The sequence below is a fragment of the Exiguobacterium sp. UBA3968 genome, from assembly GCF_002385115.1.
GTDB lineage: Bacteria > Bacillota > Bacilli > Exiguobacteriales > Exiguobacteriaceae > Exiguobacterium_A.
On sequence record NZ_DGCW01000005.1, the window covers coordinates 1,925,728 to 1,944,239 of the forward strand.

At 46.2% G+C, this 18,512-nt stretch carries 19 protein-coding genes; 6 read left to right on the forward strand and 13 right to left on the reverse strand.

Going from position 1 to position 18,512, the window contains the following annotated elements:
* Positions 1 to 8: 8 nt before the first annotated feature.
* From B3S86_RS11650 to B3S86_RS11660, 3 genes are read right to left on the reverse strand one after another with little or no spacing between them, the layout of a single operon-like run.
* Positions 9 to 1,268, reverse strand: coding sequence for an oligosaccharide flippase family protein (locus B3S86_RS11650; protein ID WP_290752728.1), 1,260 nt, complete (start codon positions 1,266 to 1,268; stop codon positions 9 to 11).
* 14 nt (positions 1,269 to 1,282) lie between these two features.
* Positions 1,283 to 3,148 carry a polysaccharide biosynthesis protein gene (locus B3S86_RS11655; RefSeq protein ID WP_290752731.1) on the reverse strand — a complete coding sequence of 622 codons (1,866 nt, stop codon included), beginning with the start codon at positions 3,146 to 3,148 and terminating at the stop codon, positions 1,283 to 1,285.
* A 21-nt stretch (positions 3,149 to 3,169) separates the two neighbouring features.
* The gene (locus tag B3S86_RS11660; protein WP_231496901.1) at positions 3,170 to 3,805 is read right to left on the reverse strand and encodes a YveK family protein; all 636 of its coding nucleotides are present in this window, start codon (positions 3,803 to 3,805) and stop codon (positions 3,170 to 3,172) included.
* 338 nt (positions 3,806 to 4,143) lie between these two features.
* Between B3S86_RS11660 and B3S86_RS11665 the strand changes: the two genes are divergently transcribed.
* Complete coding sequence (locus tag B3S86_RS11665) at positions 4,144 to 5,412, forward strand: O-antigen ligase family protein (RefSeq protein ID WP_290752736.1); 1,269 nt, start codon at positions 4,144 to 4,146, stop codon at positions 5,410 to 5,412.
* A gap of 29 nt (positions 5,413 to 5,441) precedes the next feature.
* Positions 5,442 to 6,200, forward strand: a complete 759-nt coding sequence (locus B3S86_RS11670) for a homing endonuclease associated repeat-containing protein (protein ID WP_290752739.1) — start codon at positions 5,442 to 5,444, stop codon at positions 6,198 to 6,200.
* Between the two features lie 66 nt (positions 6,201 to 6,266).
* Here B3S86_RS11670 and B3S86_RS11675 read toward each other — a convergent pair whose 3' ends face one another.
* Positions 6,267 to 7,262 (reverse strand): ATP-grasp domain-containing protein, encoded by a 996-nt coding sequence (locus B3S86_RS11675; protein ID WP_290752742.1) that lies wholly within the window; start codon positions 7,260 to 7,262, stop codon positions 6,267 to 6,269.
* 16 nt (positions 7,263 to 7,278) lie between these two features.
* Positions 7,279 to 7,803 carry a VanZ family protein gene (locus B3S86_RS11680; protein ID WP_290752745.1) on the reverse strand — a complete coding sequence of 175 codons (525 nt, stop codon included), beginning with the start codon at positions 7,801 to 7,803 and terminating at the stop codon, positions 7,279 to 7,281.
* Positions 7,804 to 8,010: 207 nt separating this feature from the next.
* On the opposite strand from B3S86_RS11680, the gene B3S86_RS11685 reads away from it, so the two are divergent.
* Positions 8,011 to 8,430: a helix-turn-helix domain-containing protein gene (locus B3S86_RS11685; protein ID WP_035410414.1), complete on the forward strand. Its 420-nt coding sequence runs from the start codon at positions 8,011 to 8,013 to the stop codon at positions 8,428 to 8,430.
* Between the two features lie 37 nt (positions 8,431 to 8,467).
* Here B3S86_RS11685 and B3S86_RS11690 read toward each other — a convergent pair whose 3' ends face one another.
* The 3 genes from B3S86_RS11690 to B3S86_RS11700 all read right to left on the reverse strand — a co-directional run bounded on the left by B3S86_RS11690 (position 8,468) and on the right by B3S86_RS11700 (position 10,856).
* A complete protein-coding gene (locus B3S86_RS11690) occupies positions 8,468 to 8,779 on the reverse strand; it encodes a hypothetical protein (protein ID WP_290752749.1) in 312 nt (103 codons plus the stop codon).
* 141 nt (positions 8,780 to 8,920) lie between these two features.
* Complete coding sequence (locus B3S86_RS11695; protein ID WP_290752752.1) at positions 8,921 to 9,658, reverse strand: class I SAM-dependent methyltransferase; 738 nt, start codon at positions 9,656 to 9,658, stop codon at positions 8,921 to 8,923.
* Positions 9,651 to 10,856 (reverse strand): hypothetical protein, encoded by a 1,206-nt coding sequence (locus B3S86_RS11700; protein WP_290752755.1) that lies wholly within the window; start codon positions 10,854 to 10,856, stop codon positions 9,651 to 9,653. The genes B3S86_RS11695 and B3S86_RS11700 overlap by 8 nt, the downstream gene beginning before the upstream one ends.
* Before the next feature lie 373 nt (positions 10,857 to 11,229).
* Here B3S86_RS11700 and B3S86_RS11705 point away from each other — a divergent pair, with 373 nt between their 5' ends.
* On the forward strand, positions 11,230 to 12,108 hold the full coding sequence (locus B3S86_RS11705) for a helix-turn-helix domain-containing protein (RefSeq protein WP_035410425.1): 879 nt from the start codon (positions 11,230 to 11,232) through the stop codon (positions 12,106 to 12,108).
* A gap of 3 nt (positions 12,109 to 12,111) precedes the next feature.
* Here B3S86_RS11705 and B3S86_RS11710 read toward each other — a convergent pair whose 3' ends face one another.
* Positions 12,112 to 12,492, reverse strand: a complete 381-nt coding sequence (locus B3S86_RS11710; protein ID WP_290752760.1) for a hypothetical protein — start codon at positions 12,490 to 12,492, stop codon at positions 12,112 to 12,114.
* Between the two features lie 292 nt (positions 12,493 to 12,784).
* Complete coding sequence (locus tag B3S86_RS11715; protein ID WP_200934380.1) at positions 12,785 to 12,958, reverse strand: hypothetical protein; 174 nt, start codon at positions 12,956 to 12,958, stop codon at positions 12,785 to 12,787.
* A 78-nt stretch (positions 12,959 to 13,036) separates the two neighbouring features.
* Between B3S86_RS11715 and B3S86_RS11720 the strand changes: the two genes are divergently transcribed.
* A complete protein-coding gene (locus B3S86_RS11720; RefSeq protein WP_290752766.1) occupies positions 13,037 to 13,618 on the forward strand; it encodes a TIGR00730 family Rossman fold protein in 582 nt (193 codons plus the stop codon).
* 153 nt (positions 13,619 to 13,771) lie between these two features.
* Here the strand turns inward: B3S86_RS11720 and B3S86_RS11725 are convergent, their stop codons facing one another.
* The 3 genes from B3S86_RS11725 to B3S86_RS11735 form a co-directional block, all read right to left on the reverse strand.
* Entirely contained in the window at positions 13,772 to 14,725 is a 954-nt protein-coding gene (locus B3S86_RS11725) for an ABC transporter ATP-binding protein (protein ID WP_035410435.1), read from the reverse strand.
* 15 nt (positions 14,726 to 14,740) lie between these two features.
* Complete coding sequence (locus B3S86_RS11730) at positions 14,741 to 15,550, reverse strand: ABC transporter permease (RefSeq protein WP_290752770.1); 810 nt, start codon at positions 15,548 to 15,550, stop codon at positions 14,741 to 14,743.
* 322 nt (positions 15,551 to 15,872) lie between these two features.
* A complete protein-coding gene (locus B3S86_RS11735; RefSeq protein ID WP_290752773.1) occupies positions 15,873 to 15,995 on the reverse strand; it encodes a hypothetical protein in 123 nt (40 codons plus the stop codon).
* A 371-nt stretch (positions 15,996 to 16,366) separates the two neighbouring features.
* On the opposite strand from B3S86_RS11735, the gene B3S86_RS11740 reads away from it, so the two are divergent.
* Positions 16,367 to 18,463 carry a 5'-nucleotidase C-terminal domain-containing protein gene (locus B3S86_RS11740; protein WP_290752776.1) on the forward strand — a complete coding sequence of 699 codons (2,097 nt, stop codon included), beginning with the start codon at positions 16,367 to 16,369 and terminating at the stop codon, positions 18,461 to 18,463.
* Positions 18,464 to 18,512 lie beyond the last annotated feature (49 nt).

Below are 18,512 nucleotides of genomic sequence, written 5' to 3' on the forward strand. Positions count from 1 at the left end.
TTCCCTCCTTAACTGCTTTGTTCGACGACGAAGGCGACGTTTCGTGGATACAAGGAGCGATAGAGCGCGGGTAACAGTAGGACGATCTGAGTGACTGCGCAAAGTGTGTATGCAATCGTCGCTCCGTATAGTCCGTACAACGGAATCAAGAGGCTACAAGCGACGAGATTGACGACGACACTGCCGAAGATCGAGAGTGTCTGGATTCGAAACTGCTGGAAGCCGGTCAGTAGTGCTTGAATGACGGTCGAATTATAGAAGAACAACGACGCGACCATCATCAAGACGAAAATCAGATGATATTTGACGAACGACGCATTGTAGAAAATCGTCAAACCCCACTTTCCGAAGAAGATTGCTCCAAGAATCAGGAGGATTCCGACGACGTTCGTCATCAGTAACATCGACCGTGTCAGCTTGCGCAGTTCCGGTAAACTTTGGCGTTCTCCAGTCTCTGACGAGAAGTTCGGTAATAAGACAGCAATCAAGGAGTGGATGAACAGACTACCGAGTACGAGTAGATAGGCAATGCTTGCATAATATCCGAGCTCTTCCGTTCCGATCGCATGTCCAACGAATAATCGTGGGATGTTTGCGTTCAAGGCAATCAGGAGAGCGACGAACCCGAGTGGCATCGCTTTAAGGAACAGCTCCTTACCGGATCGATATCGTAAGTCGAGCGCTTGATTGTCAAAACCACGACCGACCCGGCGAATCGTCGGGAGATCGTAGACGAGTAACATGATCAAGTTACCAGTAATCAAGGCGATGACGAATCCCTGGATCGAATGGGTCGTAAAGAGGACGAGTGCTGCGCCTGAGACATTCAGGAGACTGCGAAAAATCTTCGAGATGGCGACTTCCTTGAAGGCAGTGTGTCCCTGTAAGAAGCCGTATCCGAGATCAGCGAACGACTCCATGTATTTATTGAGATAGACGAGTAACGTCAGCAGTAAGATGTTCGCTTCACCGAAGAAATAATAGACACCAAGGAGGACGAACACACCTGCCGAGAGGAGCGAAAAACGGGTCTTGATGAAGAGCCAGAAGTTCGTCAGTCCAGCCCGTTCTGCCGTCAGGATCGTACTGGCATTCAGCCAACAGAACATGACGATTGGTGCGGTGATGGCAAGGGCGTAATTGAAGTAGCCGATATTGAGCGGCGTACTCCATTTGATCAGGAGCGTCAAAATCATCCATTGATGCAACGAATATGCTGTATCCGCAATGAAGATGAGATTGAAGCGAGACAGCCGGACCGTTTTCATCGTTCTCCCCCTCTCTATTTACGAGCGATCCGCATCGTTGGTGCGACTGGATCGGCATCGGTCTCGTTCGTCGCTTCTAATAAATACTGGCGAAGTGTATCATCCCGATCGAGCGCTTGGGCGATCTCACGCAAGTACGGATCGACGGAGCCGAAGGGGCGTGTCTTTCCGACGAGGATCTTATCGAAGACGAGTTCGTCATGCACCTCATCACGAGCGAGCAGTTCCTCGTAGAGTTTCTCCCCTTTTCGAATCCCGCTGTAGACGATCGGGATCTGTTCTTCCGTAAATCCACTCAAGTGAATCAAGTTTTTCGCAAGTGTCGTAATGTGGACCGGTTCACCCATATCAAGGACGAACACTTCGCCTCCTTTTGCGAGGACACTCGCTTGAATGACGAGACGACTCGCTTCCGGAATCGTCATGAAGTAACGTGTCATCCGAGGATCGGTGATCGTGATCGGCCCACCTTTCGCGATTTGTTCCTTGAAAAGTGGGATGACGGAACCGCGGCTACCGAGGACGTTGCCGAACCGGACGACGGCGAACGTCGTTTCGCTATTTCTTGCCATCTGCTGGATGACCATCTCAGCGATTCGTTTCGTCGCGCCCATCACGCTCGTCGGGTTGACTGCCTTATCGGTCGAGATCATGACGAAGCGTTTGACTCCAGCCGCTTCTGCTGCTCGGGCGACGTTACGTGTTCCGTAGATATTATTCTTGACGGCTTCGCTCGGATTATCCTCCATCAGCGGGACGTGCTTATGGGCTGCCGCATGATAGACAAGGTCCGGTTCGAAGCGTCGCATGACTTCAAGCATCCGGTCACTGTCCTGTACATCGGCGATGACGGATTCGAACTGGATGTCCTGGCTGAGACACTCGAGTTCCCGGCGAATCAGGTAGATACTGTTTTCACCGTGTCCAAGAAGAACAAGTCGTTCAGGACGAAAACGAATCAGTTGCCGGCAAATCTCGGAACCGATTGATCCACCGGCACCGGTGACGAGGACCGTCGCTCCATGCACGCTTCGTTCGATTTCCGTGATATCAAGCTCGACTGGTTCCCGTCCGAGTAAATCAGCGATTGAGACTTCACGGATTTGTTGAATCGAGACCTTACCGGAAGCGAGTTCGACGAGCATCGGTAACGTATGCGCCTCGACTTGCGTCTGTTTAATTCGATTCAACAGTTCGATTCGTCGCGGATACGATAAGGACGGGATCGCGAGGACGACCGCTTCAATCTTTTGTTCCTCGATGATGCATTCAAGTTGCTCGATCGCTCCGATGACAGGAACACCGTGAATTCGCATCCCGCGTAATTCAAGCGAGTCATCGAGTAATCCGACGACGTTTAAGATATGCGATTTCTTTTGTTTCAGTTCTTTCGTGATCATCTGTCCGGAAGCTCCGGCACCGATGATTAGCGTCCGTTTGCCGAGCGTCTTATGCTCCGGAACGAGTCTGAGACTACGGCCACGAATCAACAACCGGACGAATAAGATACCGTTCAAGACAAGTCCTGTCTGCAAGAAGATCGCCCGTTCGACCGCAAAGTCGAACAACGCATATTCAAGACCAAGTAAAACGAAACTGCTGGCAAGGACGACGACGAGGAGAACGGCGAGATCACGTAAACTCGCGTAGCGCCAGATGATTTGATAGAAACGCATCCAATGAGCGACGAAGGTGAGGGCAATCCACTGGATGAGTGCGATTTCGAGCGCATCCTGTAACTCGAAATTGACGGTGAGATGGAGCGGATTAAAGAAGTAGAACGTTACTACGGTTGCGAGTGCGATGACTCCGGCGTCGATCAGGCGAAGGAGTCCAATCTTCAACTGCCGACGATACGGGGTAAGCGGGGAATGCTGCATGATGGTGTCTCCTCTCCTCTCTCATGAGTGCGTCCGGGGAATGACTTTCGGATAACTGTCGGTCGCTTCACGTGTCACTTCTTTTTTGCTTAACGAGCGCGAATAGACGATCAGGAGTCCGAGCATTAAACCAAGGACACCACCGATTCCCGTATTCATCAAAATGTTCGGGGATACGGGCTTCGTTGGAATTCGTGCACTGGAGAAGACTTCCGTCTTACTCGTGTTAATCAGTTGCGGGAGATAATCCTGGAAGACTTCCGTCATCGTATTTGCCTGAATGGCTGCCTGCTCCGCTGAACGATCCGTGATGGATAAGGCGATGACTTGCGAATCGAGATTGCTAGAGACCGTCAGACGATCCGTCAAATCGAATAATCGCTTGTCGGTGACGTTCATCTTTTGGGCGACCTGATCGACGACCTCTGGGCTTCGCAAGATATCTTGATAGGTACTGACGAGTGTCGGCGTCGATGTCGCCTCTGCGTTTGCTTGAGGAACGACGAGGATGTAGGCCGTCGCTTCATATGTCTTCGGAATGACATACGTGCTGAGTGCATATCCGGCACCTGCGAAGAGCATCGTGAAGAGTGCCAGTAGCCACCAGCCGCGTCGGAGTGTCGTCAGATGATCTCCAAAGGTTTTTCTTTGATGCATCGAGCTCACTGTTGTTCACCTCTTTCTAGCTTGACCGAATGGATGGACATTGGTTATGTCTACACCTTATTTCCAATCGAATTCCAAAACAATTAGAGCTTGGTGAAAATGATTATATTTTTTTCGGTAGCTATCTCGTTTGCGTGACGCGAGTTCACAGCAGGAATTCATGTCACAAAAAAAACGCGATTCACAAAAAAATGATTGCGTTTTTCTTAATATTTTTTCATTGGTATGCATGATTTTTTAAAAGATGAGGGTAAATACAAATTTGACGATTAAAAAGTATTTGAATCGGTAATAAGTCCTATATGAAGGGTGGATAGTCTTTAGAAATCATGTTAAAATCAGTCAATATACCCACATCGTTTGCCTTATCCATCCTAGTCATTTGGATCATGCTCGATGCTTGGATTCGTCCTCTATCCTTTACGGACGAAGTGTTACCGAAAAAGTGGTCACTTTGGTTGCTTCCTGCCTACATCGTTCTGTTCAGCGTCTGTTGGTTCATCTTACGACCGTTCTATCGCGTCAATCGCACAACTGGACATCAAATCGGATTTATTTTTCTGATTTATCTGACATTTCATATCGTATTTTTCTTTTTTAACGCGAATACGGATCGTGTCCTTGCTTCGCTTTACCTCATTTCGACTTGGCTTTTCGTCGGCATCGTCTCTTCGCTCTCACGTACATCGATCAATCAATGGCATCGTCTTCTGTATTACTTCCTTTACGGACAAGCCGTCTTTCTCGCTTCCTACGCACTCATCGTCTCGTTTGGCACAGAGTATGTTCCGGTCGAAAACCTACAATGGCTTCGAATCGGTCCTTTGTCGTTTCCTCAGCTGTATGTCGGAGAGCAAGGTTCATTCCTTCGCCTTGCTGGACTGATGAACAATCCGAATACGTTCGCAGCGTGGCTCGTTCCGGGAGGACTGCTTGCTTGGGTCTATCTACTGCGACAGTTTCCACGTTGGCAAAGTCTTCTGCACGCTGTTTTCTTACTCCTGATCGTCATTGCTTTGCTAAGGAGCGGTTCGCAGACAGGAATCTACTCCTTCGTCCTCCTGGCACTCTTGACGAGTATTCGAATGGTTCCGGGAACGAGACGCCGGATGCAGGTAGCTGCCTGTTATGTGACAGGAAGCCTGATCTTATGTGCCGTCTTCGCATTTCAAGGTCTGCTTCCCCGTCTGCTCAGTCTTAACGGACGATTTACGCTTTGGCAAGCAGGATGGCACGCTTCCGCTGACGCGCTCTGGTTCGGTCACGGGATTGGAAGTGCCCAGCGTGGACTGCAGGAACAACTCGGGGAACGGATTCTTTATACATTTCACAGCACACCGATCACGTTTCTCTACGAATTCGGTCTCATCGGTTGTCTGCTGTACGGTGCAGTCTTTCTGTATCTGTTTTATCGACTGCTTCGCATTCAGACGACGGATCTCGCTTTCCTCGCGCTCTTGCTAGCCAGCTGGCTCGGGTTACTCCAATTCACGGAAAGTGTTCTCGTCAGACCGAGTGGATTTTATTTCATTTGGCTCAGCCTTCTTGCTTATGCGTCGCTTCGTCGACTTCCACCTCACGACAGTACCCACACCTAGACGCACCTACACGAAAGGGGTATGACATCATGAAGAAATGGACAGAACAACAAGTCATCGATAGCCTGATCGAAGCTAGTATCGAATATCCCTCTCTCGACGCAAAGACATATGCGCGCTGGTCGGTCGGAAAAGACATTCCATCGATCACGACGATCATCAATGTATTCGGCTCTTGGCGTGAAGCACTCCAAGCCGCTGGTCTCTCATCAATTCGTCCGTATTTTTCAGATGAAGAGATTCTTACTTTCATCAAGGAAGCATCGACACGTTTACATCCCTTCCATAGTAATAGCTACCGGGAGTGGGCAAAAGCCAAACACGGACCATCCTTGACGCTGATCAACTTACGTTTCGGTTCTTGGTCACGTGCGCTTGAAGAAGCACAGATTGAGATGACACGCTCCATCTCGATGACGGAAGAACGAATCATCACTGCTTTACTTGAAGCTTCCGATGTCCTTTCGCGTCTGACAACACAGACGTATGCGATTTGGGCACAGGAAAATGGACATCCGACAGTCGCGACGATTGCCCGTAAATATGGTTCGTGGGCAGATGCTCTCGCTTGCCTTGACATCGCTCCACCTCGCCGGAAATGGGTCGAAGAAGATGTCCTTGAAGCACTGCGGCAGGCACAAGAAGAATTACCTTCTCTCAGCATCATCCATTACCGGAAATGGGCAGAAGGTCGCTCGGTTCCAAGTACCTCGACGATCAACGCCCTCTTCGGTAGCTGGACCTCCGCCGTGCAATGCCTCAAGCGTGCACGCGTTTCTCTTTCCTAATCCTTTTCTTCCATCTAAAAAGGAGTGACCCGGTACGTTACCGGATCACTCCTTTTTTCGTGCGTATCATGATTTTTCGATCTGCTCAAGTAGAGATGCCGGCAATAGTGTCACCGTATCGTGCTTCAACAAATAGATGTCTTCCGTATACGCCCCGATTCGTCGAGGATTGCGTTGCCCGTGGAGATTGTTTCGGATCGCTTTCGGAAAATTGACCCCACATTCATAGGCATGAAGATACCCCCCACCAAATCGTGGATTGATTTCCGATAAGTAGAGCGTTCCGTCCACATCGAACAGATCAAAATCTAGTGGACCGACAAGACGAGTTCCCGCTAAGACCTGCTCAATCAATTCAAAGACGTCGTCGCGTTTGACGGAGCGACTCTTATCCGTTTCTCCTGCGCGCATGACGAGTTTCTCCTTAATGAAGATATCCGTCACTTCATGCGTCAGCCAATCGACATACACATCAACGCCAAGTTCTTGTCCTCTTAAGTATTCCTGAATCAATAAATTCGGATGGACAGCGAACAATCCTTCGACGACCTGAAGGGAGGAGACAACCTGGACATGAAGACTAGCACTGCCGTTACGTGGTTTTACGAAGACTGGAAATGCGACTTCCCCTTGCGCGAGCGCATTTTTAAATGCGTCGAGTGTCGCATATGTTCGTGCATGGGCAATCCCTTCCGTGACACAATACGTATACATAGCGTATTTATCAAAGCATAACTGGCACGCATCCATCGGTGAGACAAGGACCGTGACACCGATCGCTTCAAATCGTTCCGTTGCCGCTGCGAGCAACTCCAGTTCGGGATCGATCAATGACAACAGCGCCGTTACGCCTTCCCGCTGACACAACTCTAGTAGATGATCGATATACCCCGGTGCGTCGATGCGCGGGACAAGATGATGACGCTCCGTCATATAAAGACCCGGTGCAAGTGGATTACAATCCGCAGTACTGACGTGACCGTCCGGCATCTCACGAACGAAGTACTCGACCAGTTTCGTTCGGCGACCGACGCTTGTCATCAACAAATGGGCAGTCTTCATAGGGCCATCTCCTTCGTTAAAAGTGATGTCTTTTCTTTTCGTGCCAGAAAGAAAGACTTCCTGCTTGGCGCTGTACTTTTTTCCTACGAACGAGCAGATAGCATCCGATTCCGATCAATGCTCCGGTTCCGTCGAGTAACACATCTTGGACGAGACCAGTCCGGTCACCCGTTAAAATTTGATGAAACTCATCAAACACAGCGATGGTGATTGCTAATGAGTAAGCGAACAAGACAGCAAGACCCGGTGTCAAACGACGACGCGTCAAATCAATCAAACCGATACCTAATACGAGAAACGTCGAGACGTGCGCTGCTTTACGAATGAAAAATTCAATGAATCCACTGCGTCCGAGCGCCGCTACACTGACTTCTCCATGATACGAGAAGGAGATGAATCGCAGATGATCGACGAATCCTAATGGGATATAGCGAGATAGACCAGGTTTGATCGATTGTGCCTGATAAGGCATCGAACTTGAGATGAAGAGGATCAATAGGACGGCAAAGACGACATAGCCGGACCAGGTGATTTTTTTCATGAAGACACTCCCTTATGTGATATCACTTTAGAATAGCACGGACAGAAACGATAGGCGATTATCTCCGAAAATCAATTTCTATTTTAACCCAGTTCATTTTTTTAGTTTCCTTGAAAAACGATATTTTACATTTATCAGGTTTCTTTTATAATGAAAGTGGTTAATTAGTACTATAAAGAATGAGCTGAAGAATAGGAGTGGAGTGCCATGAATCGTGCACTAGGTAAAAAAATCATGCAATTGCGCAAACAACACAAGTATACTCAAAAATTTTTAGGTGAACGGTGTGGTGAATCAGCAACGGACATTTCCGCTTACGAACGTGGTCAGCGCATTCCCTCTGCTCAAGTTTTGGAACGATTGGCTCTTGCTTTAGACACGACGATCATTGATCTCATCGATCCGAAGTATGTACAGCATCCTTCATTGAGTGAATTCATGCAACAAGCGCTTGAACCATCGCAACCGCTTGATCTAAAGCTCATTCTTGAAGATTTACTGGTTCATCTCAGTCTATCGAAGGAAATCTATTTTGATGGTCGACTCGTCTCATCACCTGTCCGGGATGAGATGGCAACGTCCATTGATCAAGCATTAAAGCGGGGTCTTTCTTCTATCGAAGCGTAAAAAAGAGATCAAAATCAGCTGATTTTGATCTCTTTTTTTATTCTGTTTGGACGATATGATCGATGTATAATTGATTGTCGTCATATGTTGCTTCTAATAACTGACGAAAAAACGTATTTTCGCTTGTTTTCTCGGATACGAATACACGTGCGTAATGCTTATGCGCCTGCTCGAGTACAGTGAATTTCAAAGTACGGGCAGATGAAGAGAAAAACAATTGACGACCGGGATAACCAAAGGCGTCCATCGCTTTCGATTCTTCTAAGAAATGAAAAGGTTCGTCTGGAAACAAGGTCTCAATGAACGATAGACAACTTTGTTGAAAGGTACTTCCGCTCTGATTTTCCATGATACATCCGGCTCCTCTTTCTTATGATGTACTTTGAATCGTGCAAAGGAAACTACTGTATCTCATTACCCAGTCTTTAGACCTATTCAAACCAATATATTACATATATTTTTTATTTTATTATTACATTATATTTTGCATTTATTGTTTTTCGAACTCCAATACCATCATTGTCTTTCCTTCATATAGAAATTGTCCATGATAACGCGATAACGTCGCAAATTCAAACAGCGTTTTTGGTTCGTATAGATATTCGACCGCATAACTGACTTTTTCCTCTTGTCCGGATTTGAGATAAGCGTTGAACAAAAGACGCTCCCCATCGATGTGATAGCCATAGAAAAGTAATGTCTTTTGAAAGCGTCGTGTCGCAATCGGATGGACAATTGATTTCAGATGATCGATGTGATACAAGGACACGAGCAAGCGTCCTCCCTGTCGTAGCAGTTGACGGATGTTGCGGAAGAACAACAGTAATTCCCCGCGCGTATAACGTAAAATCGTCGTTCCCGGTAAGATGATCCGGTCAAAATACTCAGGTCCGACGACGTCCGTCACGTCATGACTCCAGCCGTAAACCTTATGCTGATATGCCTCCGCGATTTGCTTCGTCCGCGCAGCTTCTGGTTCGATCAAATAAAGATCATATCCTTCGTCAGACAAGAGATTAAAGAGCGATGGATCAAACGTTCCATAAAACAGGATCCGCTCCCCCTTTTGTAGATAACGTCGATAGAGCATCAACTCATCGACTTCATTTAACTGTTGTGCTTCTTGGTACAATCGACCAAATCGTTCATCTCCCTGTACATGATCGAGTACTTGGACGCGAGAGTAGCTACCTTTACGCAAAAACGGACCAAATAAGACCTCACCCATGATACATCAACTCCTTGTAATGCTGAATCGCTTCCGCATAGTCTGCGCCGAGTCGCTCTGACAACACGTCGAATTGTTCCTTTTGATCCGCTTCTAAAATCCAGAGGAATGCTTCGTTCGTCTCGAACAGGCGTAACGTCGTTCGATCGAACGCAAAACACCCTTCCTCATTTTGAATGCCGATCAATGTTAACGGTCCAATCCGTCCAGACGTCCGGGGTAATTCAAGATCCGAGTAAGGGGTGATGAAACGGCTCGTCCCTTGAAACGATCCTGCCAGTTGATACAACAACGGAAACAACTCCAGTTCCGTTTGCGACGCGAGCGCCTCCGGTTGAGGTTGCTGTTCTCGAAGACATTCAATATCGATTGAAATATCCGCACTCAACTGAATCGTTTTTTGTCGATCAGCGTAAATCCCGTCCGCAAAAAAGAACAGGCGATGCGAGACGCGTAATCCGCTTAATGTCGCATAATCGAGAATCCCCATCGATTGATCGTTTTGAATGCACCCCGTTTGCTGCCAGTCTTGTAACCGCTCGGCAAGTGCGTCGCGAGATAAAACCGTCAGCTGTGACGCAAGTGACGGAGATAAACCGTCTGAGAACGTCAACAAAATCGGAGTCCGACTCATCAGTTCGATGATCGGCAGATCGTGCCGCATCGGATGATCAAAATAGATGACACTATTGATCGTCATCAATTGAAAACTGTCTACTGGAATCCGGTCCAACAATGAGCTGTCCTCGATATAGATATGACGCAGCGGTTGCGGATGGTGCGGCACGGATGCCGGATAGACACCCGTCATCAACGAAAGGAGAGCATGATGAACAGCCGGAACGGATGCCGGAACCGGTATCTCTTCCTGCGGTAAGAAGAGACCGTTCAGGAAATCCGGTTGACCGAACAGAACCTCCCCGTTCTGCCGGATCAAATGAAACTGGACGTGTAGCATCTCGTGTTGCAAATACGCGACGAGACGCAACGTACGCTCTCCTTCTCCTTGGAGGACGAAGACATAGTGCTCATATTCCTGAAAATCCATGTAATCGAGTAAATCATGAAACGTATGCGTATCATAATCAAAGGCATCGATTGAAATACGGTGTGTCCCACAAAAAGTCTGCATCGCGATGGATGGCAAGGAACGTTGCAACCAACCGTCTTGTTCCGATAAAAGTGATAATCCGATCATGTCCTCTCTCCTTTCACGTCAAGTGATTGAAAAAAGGGCTTCATTCTCTACGATCCGAATGAAGTCCTTTTTGTGTGTATTAAGCCGATTTGATAGTTGCTTTTGGTTTCGTATTAGTCCGGCCCATTTCCCGATGAGCGAGGGGGGCGACGGAGACGATAGCAGGATTAAGACACCAAGCGCATGAAGTCATGTTACGTCGCGTTTCTTTTAAAATGAGTGTCATGGTTGTACCCCTTTCTGAATCAAGTGAGATGGTCGTTGAAACATTGATACGAAATCAAGTAAATCAGTGGTATCCCGTTCCATTCGCTTCTATAATAGAAATTGGTACCCTGTACCAGTTCAATCTTCACGAAAGGACGAGGAGCCGATGGATCAATTCATGTCACCGCAAATCGGCTTAGCATTACGCCGACTGCGAAAGAAACATAATCTGACACAAAAAGATTTAGCAAACGGAATTTGCAGTCAAGCAGAGATCAGTAAGATCGAGAGTGGTACCCATTCACCAACGGTTGAGCTTCTCTTTGCACTATCTAAAAAACTACAAGTTCCTTTTTCTTCATTCTTTGATCATGCCAATTATCGTGAAGCGTTTTATCAATTAGATGAACAATTATTAAAAAAGTTTCGAAATAACGAATTTGATAAAATTTACTATGAGACTAAATCTAAGTTAGAGCAACCAAATATAGATGAAGAAGTCATATTGTTGCTTAACTACTATAATAGTATTTCAGCTCATAAGTTAAATATGACTGACTACAGAACTTGTATTGTAGTCTTACGTCAACTGTCTGAAAAATACTCTTCAATTTTTTATTCACCAAGTATGATAATTCGAATAAAATCAGCAATTGCGAATCTATATTCTGAAAATAAAAACTTCACTCATAGCAGGAAAGTTTATGAAGAATTAATTGATTTAGACTTTGAAAATGAAGAATTAGTTTTAGATCGTATTCGTATTTTATATAACTTCTCTAAAACACTTTTACAATTGAAAGAACCTAACTACGCTTTAAAAGTCATTGAAGAAGGCATTGAACAAAGTTTGAAATATAAAGACATGTCAATGCTTGGACAGCTTTATTATCAACAAGGCGCTTGTTTAGAGCGCTTTAATGCGCATGAACATCATCAACGAATAAAACTTTCATATCAGCGTGCTCTCGTTTTTTTCGATTTACTAAAGATGAAGGAATATCAGTATTTCATACTAGAAAACAAATCAGAATATCTAGTCTAAATTTTATGCTTTATTGCTAACGATTCTATATTCATATGGCAAATCTTTTGCTACTTGCTTTACAGAGTATTCATACGGTAAATCTTTCGCTACTCGTTTTACAGAATATTCATATGGTAAATCTTTTGCTACTTGCTTTACAGAGTATTCGTACGGTAAATCTTTCGCTACTCGTTTTACAGAATATTCATACGGTAAATCTTTTGCTACTTGCTTTACAGAGTATTCGTACGGTAAATCTTTTGCTACTTGCTTTACAGAGTATTCGTACGGTAAATCTTTTTTAGCAAATTGATTTTGATCATTTGTAAGGTTAGTATTCGCAACGCCGACACTCAATAGGAGTGCCCCTAATCCTATAACTATTTTGTTACTCAATTTCATATAGTTAACCTCCTATTATTTTTCGTATGGCTTCGTAACAACATCATATAACCTTAGACCCCCTCTGAATATTCGAATACGAATATTTATGGTATTTTACACATTATTTTCACTTTCTATTACTTTTGGCGCGGGTCATATGTCCCGAATACTGCATTTTTTTTACAAATCACCCATCAATATGTAGAACTTGTGTATGAAAATAGATTTTTCTGAATATTTAACTATGATAAAATTTCGTAACAGACAAAAAGAGAGCTAGTCCAACTCATACGAGTCGAACCAGCTCTCTTTATTTTGATGATTGTCGTAACGCGATGACATAAAATATACCGAGTATGAGAATCACACCTAGTAGTATCGAACTAATTGTTGTCCGAGTCGACGTATCCGGCATCCATATCCCAAGTCCCAAATTGATTGCTGCGATAATTAGGACGAGCCAAACGATTGTACGTGGTCGCATACCGATCTCCTTCCTGGTCTCCTCTGCCGTCCGCTCACCGAATATGCTATGGTGACAATAACAAAGGAGGTTCTGTTCATGAATAGACTTGCAGTATTTTGTGGTTCTAAAGATGGTGCGCATCCAGTCTTTCGCGAGGCTGCTGAGAAGCTTGGTCTAGCGCTCGCCGCTCACGGCATTGGACTCGTATACGGCGGTTCCCGCGTTGGGACGATGGGGGCTGTCGCGGATGCTACGCTTGCCGCTCAAGGTCAAGCAGTCGGTGTCTTACCCCACTTTCTACAAGAAAAGGAATTAGCACACCCTGGACTGACTGAATTGCATCTCGTCCACTCGATGCACGAGCGGAAAGCGAAGATGTCAGAGCTTGCCGATGGCTTCATTATTCTTCCTGGCGGACCCGGAACGATGGAAGAGTTTTTCGAAGTCTTCACATGGGCTCAACTCGGTCTGCACGAAAAACCGTGCGGTGTACTCAACATTGACGGGTACTATGACCCCCTGATTGCCCTGTTTAATACGATGGAACGTCAAGGATTCTTAATTCCCGAGCACCGGGCGATGCTGATTGTCGAGTCGGATCCGAATCGTCTTCTAGAACGCTTCGCCACATATGAAGCGCCACGCGTCAAAACGTATATGGATCGCTCACAAACTTGATGAAAACGGAGTCCTCGACTCCGTTTTTTTGATGAATTCGCATGCTCTTCCAATTCTACTTCTCTCTCACTTACTAGTTTTCTCCATTCCGTTTCAGGATTCCTACTCTTTTGGCACAAAAAAACCAGATGCACGGAGGCATCTGGTAGAACATTAAAAGAACTTCATGATCGCGTCGCTAAGATTCGTCAAAGACGGTGTCTCGTCGATGACCATCAAACTACCTGCTGCAATCGCGAGCAACCCGAGACCAGATAAAATCCAGCCAGGATGTTTCACGTTGACGTCGGCATCGACGTTTTCTTTACCGGACCGCGCATTCGCTGCTTGTTCCTTCAAGCGATCGCGGCGGTATTGATGTTGTTCCTCTTTTGACCATTTCTTATACTCCGCGAGGAACTTCTTGTATTCCGGTAAAACGTCTTTTGTCGTGCCGTCGAGGCGGACTTGACCGTATTCGAGCCAGACGACCCGCTCACAGAAACTCTTGATTTGTGAGAGCGAGTGACTGACGAAGATGATCGTCTTGCCTTCGTCCTTGAACTCGTTCATCTTATCGATACAACGGTTATAGAAGGTTTGGTCACCGACTGATAAGGCTTCATCGACGATCAGGATGTCTGCGTCGACATTAACGGCAATCGCGAAGCCAAGTCGTGACTTCATCCCACTCGAGTATTTCTTGATTGGCTGATCAATGAAGTCCCCGATATCCGCGAAATCAATGATCCCGGGCATCCGACGTTCGATTTCAGCGTCGTCCATCCCAAGCAAGAGACACTTCAGACGAATGTTCTCACGTCCTGTCAGCACGTTTTTTAATCCTTGGGAGACGGCGATGATCGCGACTTCTCCGTTGATCGCGACGTTACCCTCGTTCGCGTAGATAATCCCTGAAATCAGGTTCGAGAGCGTCGATTTACCCGAACCGTTGATTCCGACGAGACCGACGACTTCTCCTTTTCCGATCTCAAGTGAGATATCGCGTAAAGCTGTAAATGTTTTAACGCTCTTGCTTTGATTTTTGAACAAGAGCTTGAATTTTTCTTTCGTAGTCGTGACCATGTCGAAGCGTTTCGTGACATGGTCGAGTTTAATCATAGACATGGCGATTTCCTTCCCTTAAACGAGCTCAGTGAATGATTTACGGAACTTGATGTGCAAGAACGTTCCGGCTGAGAATAAGAGGAGCGTGACACTCCAGAAGTACAGACCCGTTGGCCATTCTTGCCAGACCCAATGTCCGCCGAGCAAGCTCGCCCGGTATCCCTCGACGAGATAGTAGACCGGATTCAAGCGGAGGACCCCATGTAAGACGTCCGGGAACCGCTCGATGTTCCAAAGGATCGGTGTCATATAAAAGAGCATCCGCATCATCGATTGCAAGAAGAGCTGGATGTCCTTGACGAGTGTGACGAGTGTCGAAAAGCAAAGCGAGAATGCATAGACGAAAATGTATGTGGCGATCATATAATACGGCAATTGAAGCAGTTTCCATGTGATCGGAATGCCGTTTGCAATGATGACGACGATGACGATGGCAAGCATCGCAAAATGTTGATACATCCGTGACAAGATGACATACGATGGAATCGCACTCATCGGGAAACGCATCTTCGTTACCATCGCGAGACGGCTGTTGATCGAATTCGATCCCCGAAGCAACGCATCATTGATGAAGAACCAGACGACGATTCCGCAAAGGAGCCAGACGATGAACGGAATGTTTCCATCGACGTCTCTATTTCCGCGAAGACCGACCCCGAAGACGAACCAGTAGATGAAGATTTGGAGACCCGGATTGAGGAGCTCCCATAAAAGGCCAAGGCGTTGCTCTGCATGCGCTGATTTGATTTCATATCGCGCCAACCGGCGAATCAGGGGGAAATTATCGACCTGTTCCCGGATGATACTTCTCATTTCTTTCAGCATAAGTGTAAGTTCCTTCCGATTCATGATACATGTATTTTATTTTCATATTCGTTGATTCCACTCAAAAAAGACGGATGCCGTCCGCGATTGCTCAAACGAACGCTCCCTCCGCGTGAACGGGACCTTGCCCGGTCGATTCTGACTCGCCTCCTTCTTCGTTTACTCGTGCATAATAGAAGCAATACTTCCTATATACACTTAATCAATTCTAGCCATCGGGAAAAAGCGTGTCAATGTATTGGACGAACCGACACCAAACTGTAGTTTTTTAGACACGAAAAAACCGGCGGGTAACCACCGGTCATCTCCTAGTTTGTTTCCTTTACGCATGATTAAAATGTGGAAATTCGATCGTCGTCGGTGGAGAAGCGAGTCCCCATACGAGGAGAACCGTAATCACAAAAATAATGCCGACAAGAACGCCTCCTCGAACCTTATCATTCATCCAGCGTTGCCCCTTTTCATCCGAACTACTTGTATACTGACATCATACAATATTTAGCAATTTTGGACCACTAAAAAATCGACATTTAATGGGAATGTTTAACGATTGTTCATATTCTTTCGTTTCATTTTTATTCAAGACAAGATATAATGAAAGCGTTATCATTTGATTGAGAAAGCGAACGTTCGGATTTAAATTACATCGAACGAACGACTCCCGTAGGTTGTCATGTTGTCGGACCTAAGAATTTACGTTATTTACAAAAGGTTCATCCCACGAAGCTTTCCGAACCCTTTATAGTAGAAGAAGAGGTCAACGATCGCAGCTCGACCTTGCATTCATACCCCACTCTTGAAGGAGGATTTTTACGTATGTACAAATCAAAACCGCTTTACGCGGCAGCTGTGGCTGTCGCCCTGACGACATCGGCAATCGTGCCGGTTGCCCAAACGACAGTTTCGGCTGCAACGCATGTCAAAGTCAAAACGGTCAAACTCAAGTCACTCGTCTTCACGAAAGGTGCTCCGGTCAAACTCCCTGCTACATATAAAGGTGAGAAGATCACATGGAAATCTTACGATCGCCATGCGTTCAACCGTTACCAAACGGTCAAAGGCACATACGGTAAGAAAAAGAATCCAATCGAAGTCAAGATTTACATCCAGAACTATGCAGTGAAGTTCGTAGAGAAAGTCGCGGATCAAACGATTTACGTTGATCAAAAGCCAGAATTGCCAAAAACATTGGCTGTTCTCTACGCGACAGGTCGTATCTATGACAAACCAGTCCGTTGGTCGAAGGTCGATACGAGCGAAGCAGGTGTGAAATATGCGGTCGCAAGTTATACACGCCTCGGAAAGACAATTACATTAAAAGCAAAAATCACAGTTCTCGACGTCAACACGGATGACTTCTCGATCGGTTTGATGCACACGAACGATACGCACGCGAACCTCGATAAGACACCAAAACGTGCGACAGTCATCAAAGAACTTCGCGCAGCTTACCGTGCAGAAGGTAAACCATCGCTTCTCTTAGATGCAGGTGACGTCTTCTCTGGAACACTCTACTTCAACAAGTTCCTCGGTCAAGCAGATCTTGAACTGATGAACTACATGAAATACGACATGATGACATTCGGTAACCACGAGTTCGATCTTGGGGATACTGACAATAACATCGCCTTGAAAAACTTCGTCACGGCTGCAAAATTCCCGTTCATCACGGCGAACGTCGATTTCAGCAAAAATAAGTCGTTCAATGGTCTACAAAAGAAAACAATCACTGCAGGACCGGAGCGCGGCAAGATTTATCAAGGCATCATCAAGGAATACAAAGGTCAAAAAATCGGTTTCTTCGGTCTGACGACAGAAGAGACGAAAGATATCGCAAGCCCAGGTACGGTGGCGTTTGCAAACTATATTGCTAGTGCTAAAGCTGCTGTCAAAAAGCTTGAAGATCGTGGCGTTAATAAAATCGTTGCATTGACACACATCGGTTTTGATGACAACGAAGCAATCGATAACGATCAATTGCTTGCACGGAATGTCGACGGGATTGATGTCATCGTCGGCGGTCACTCGCACACGAAACTTGAAAAACCGGTCGTCGTTGATGAGACAGTCGTTCCAGGCAAAACAGAACCGACAATCATCGCTCAAGCCTACCAATACGGTGATTTCCTCGGAAATCTTGATTTGACGTTCGACTACAAAGGAAAATTGACTGAGTATAACGGTTCATTGATTGATGTTTCTACAGCAAAAGAAGATGTGCGTGCGGCTGAAATCCTTAAGCCATATGCAGATCAAATCGCTGAGTTGAAAAACGAAGAAGTCGGTGCGAATATCGTTAATGCCCTTCCAAACCCACGCGGCGAAATCAGTGTCCGTAACAGTGAAACGGCTCTTGGAAACTTGATCACGGATGGTATGCTCAAAAAAGCGAAAGAATACAATAAGGATACAGTCATCGCGATGCAAAACGGTGGAGGGATCCGTGCTGCCATTGATGCCGGACCACTTACTGTAGGTGAAGTCTTAACGACGCTTCCATTCGGTAACACGCTCGCGACAGCGAAGATGACCGGTGAAGAAATCAAGAATCTTCTTGAAATCAGTGTTGGGGTTGCGCCAAAAGAAAACGGTGGTTTCCTCCACGTCTCGGGTATGAAGTTCGAATACGATAGCACGAAAACAGCTGGAGAGCGCGTCACGAAGATCGAAGTCAAAAATGGTGACACGTACGATCTTATTGATCCAGCGAAGACTTATGTTCTCGCAACGAATGCCTTCACAGCTAAAGGCGGCGATGGTCTCACACCATTCGCAACGGCTTATAAAGAAGGCCGTGTCACGGACCTCGGTCTCTCTGACTGGGAAAACCTACGTGATTTCACGAAATCACTCGGTGAAGTCAATTACAACATCGAAGGTCGTATCGTCGACACATCAAAATTACCAAACTAATTCAATACAACACACAACCGCAGGTCTTCTCGATCCATTCGAGAGAGCC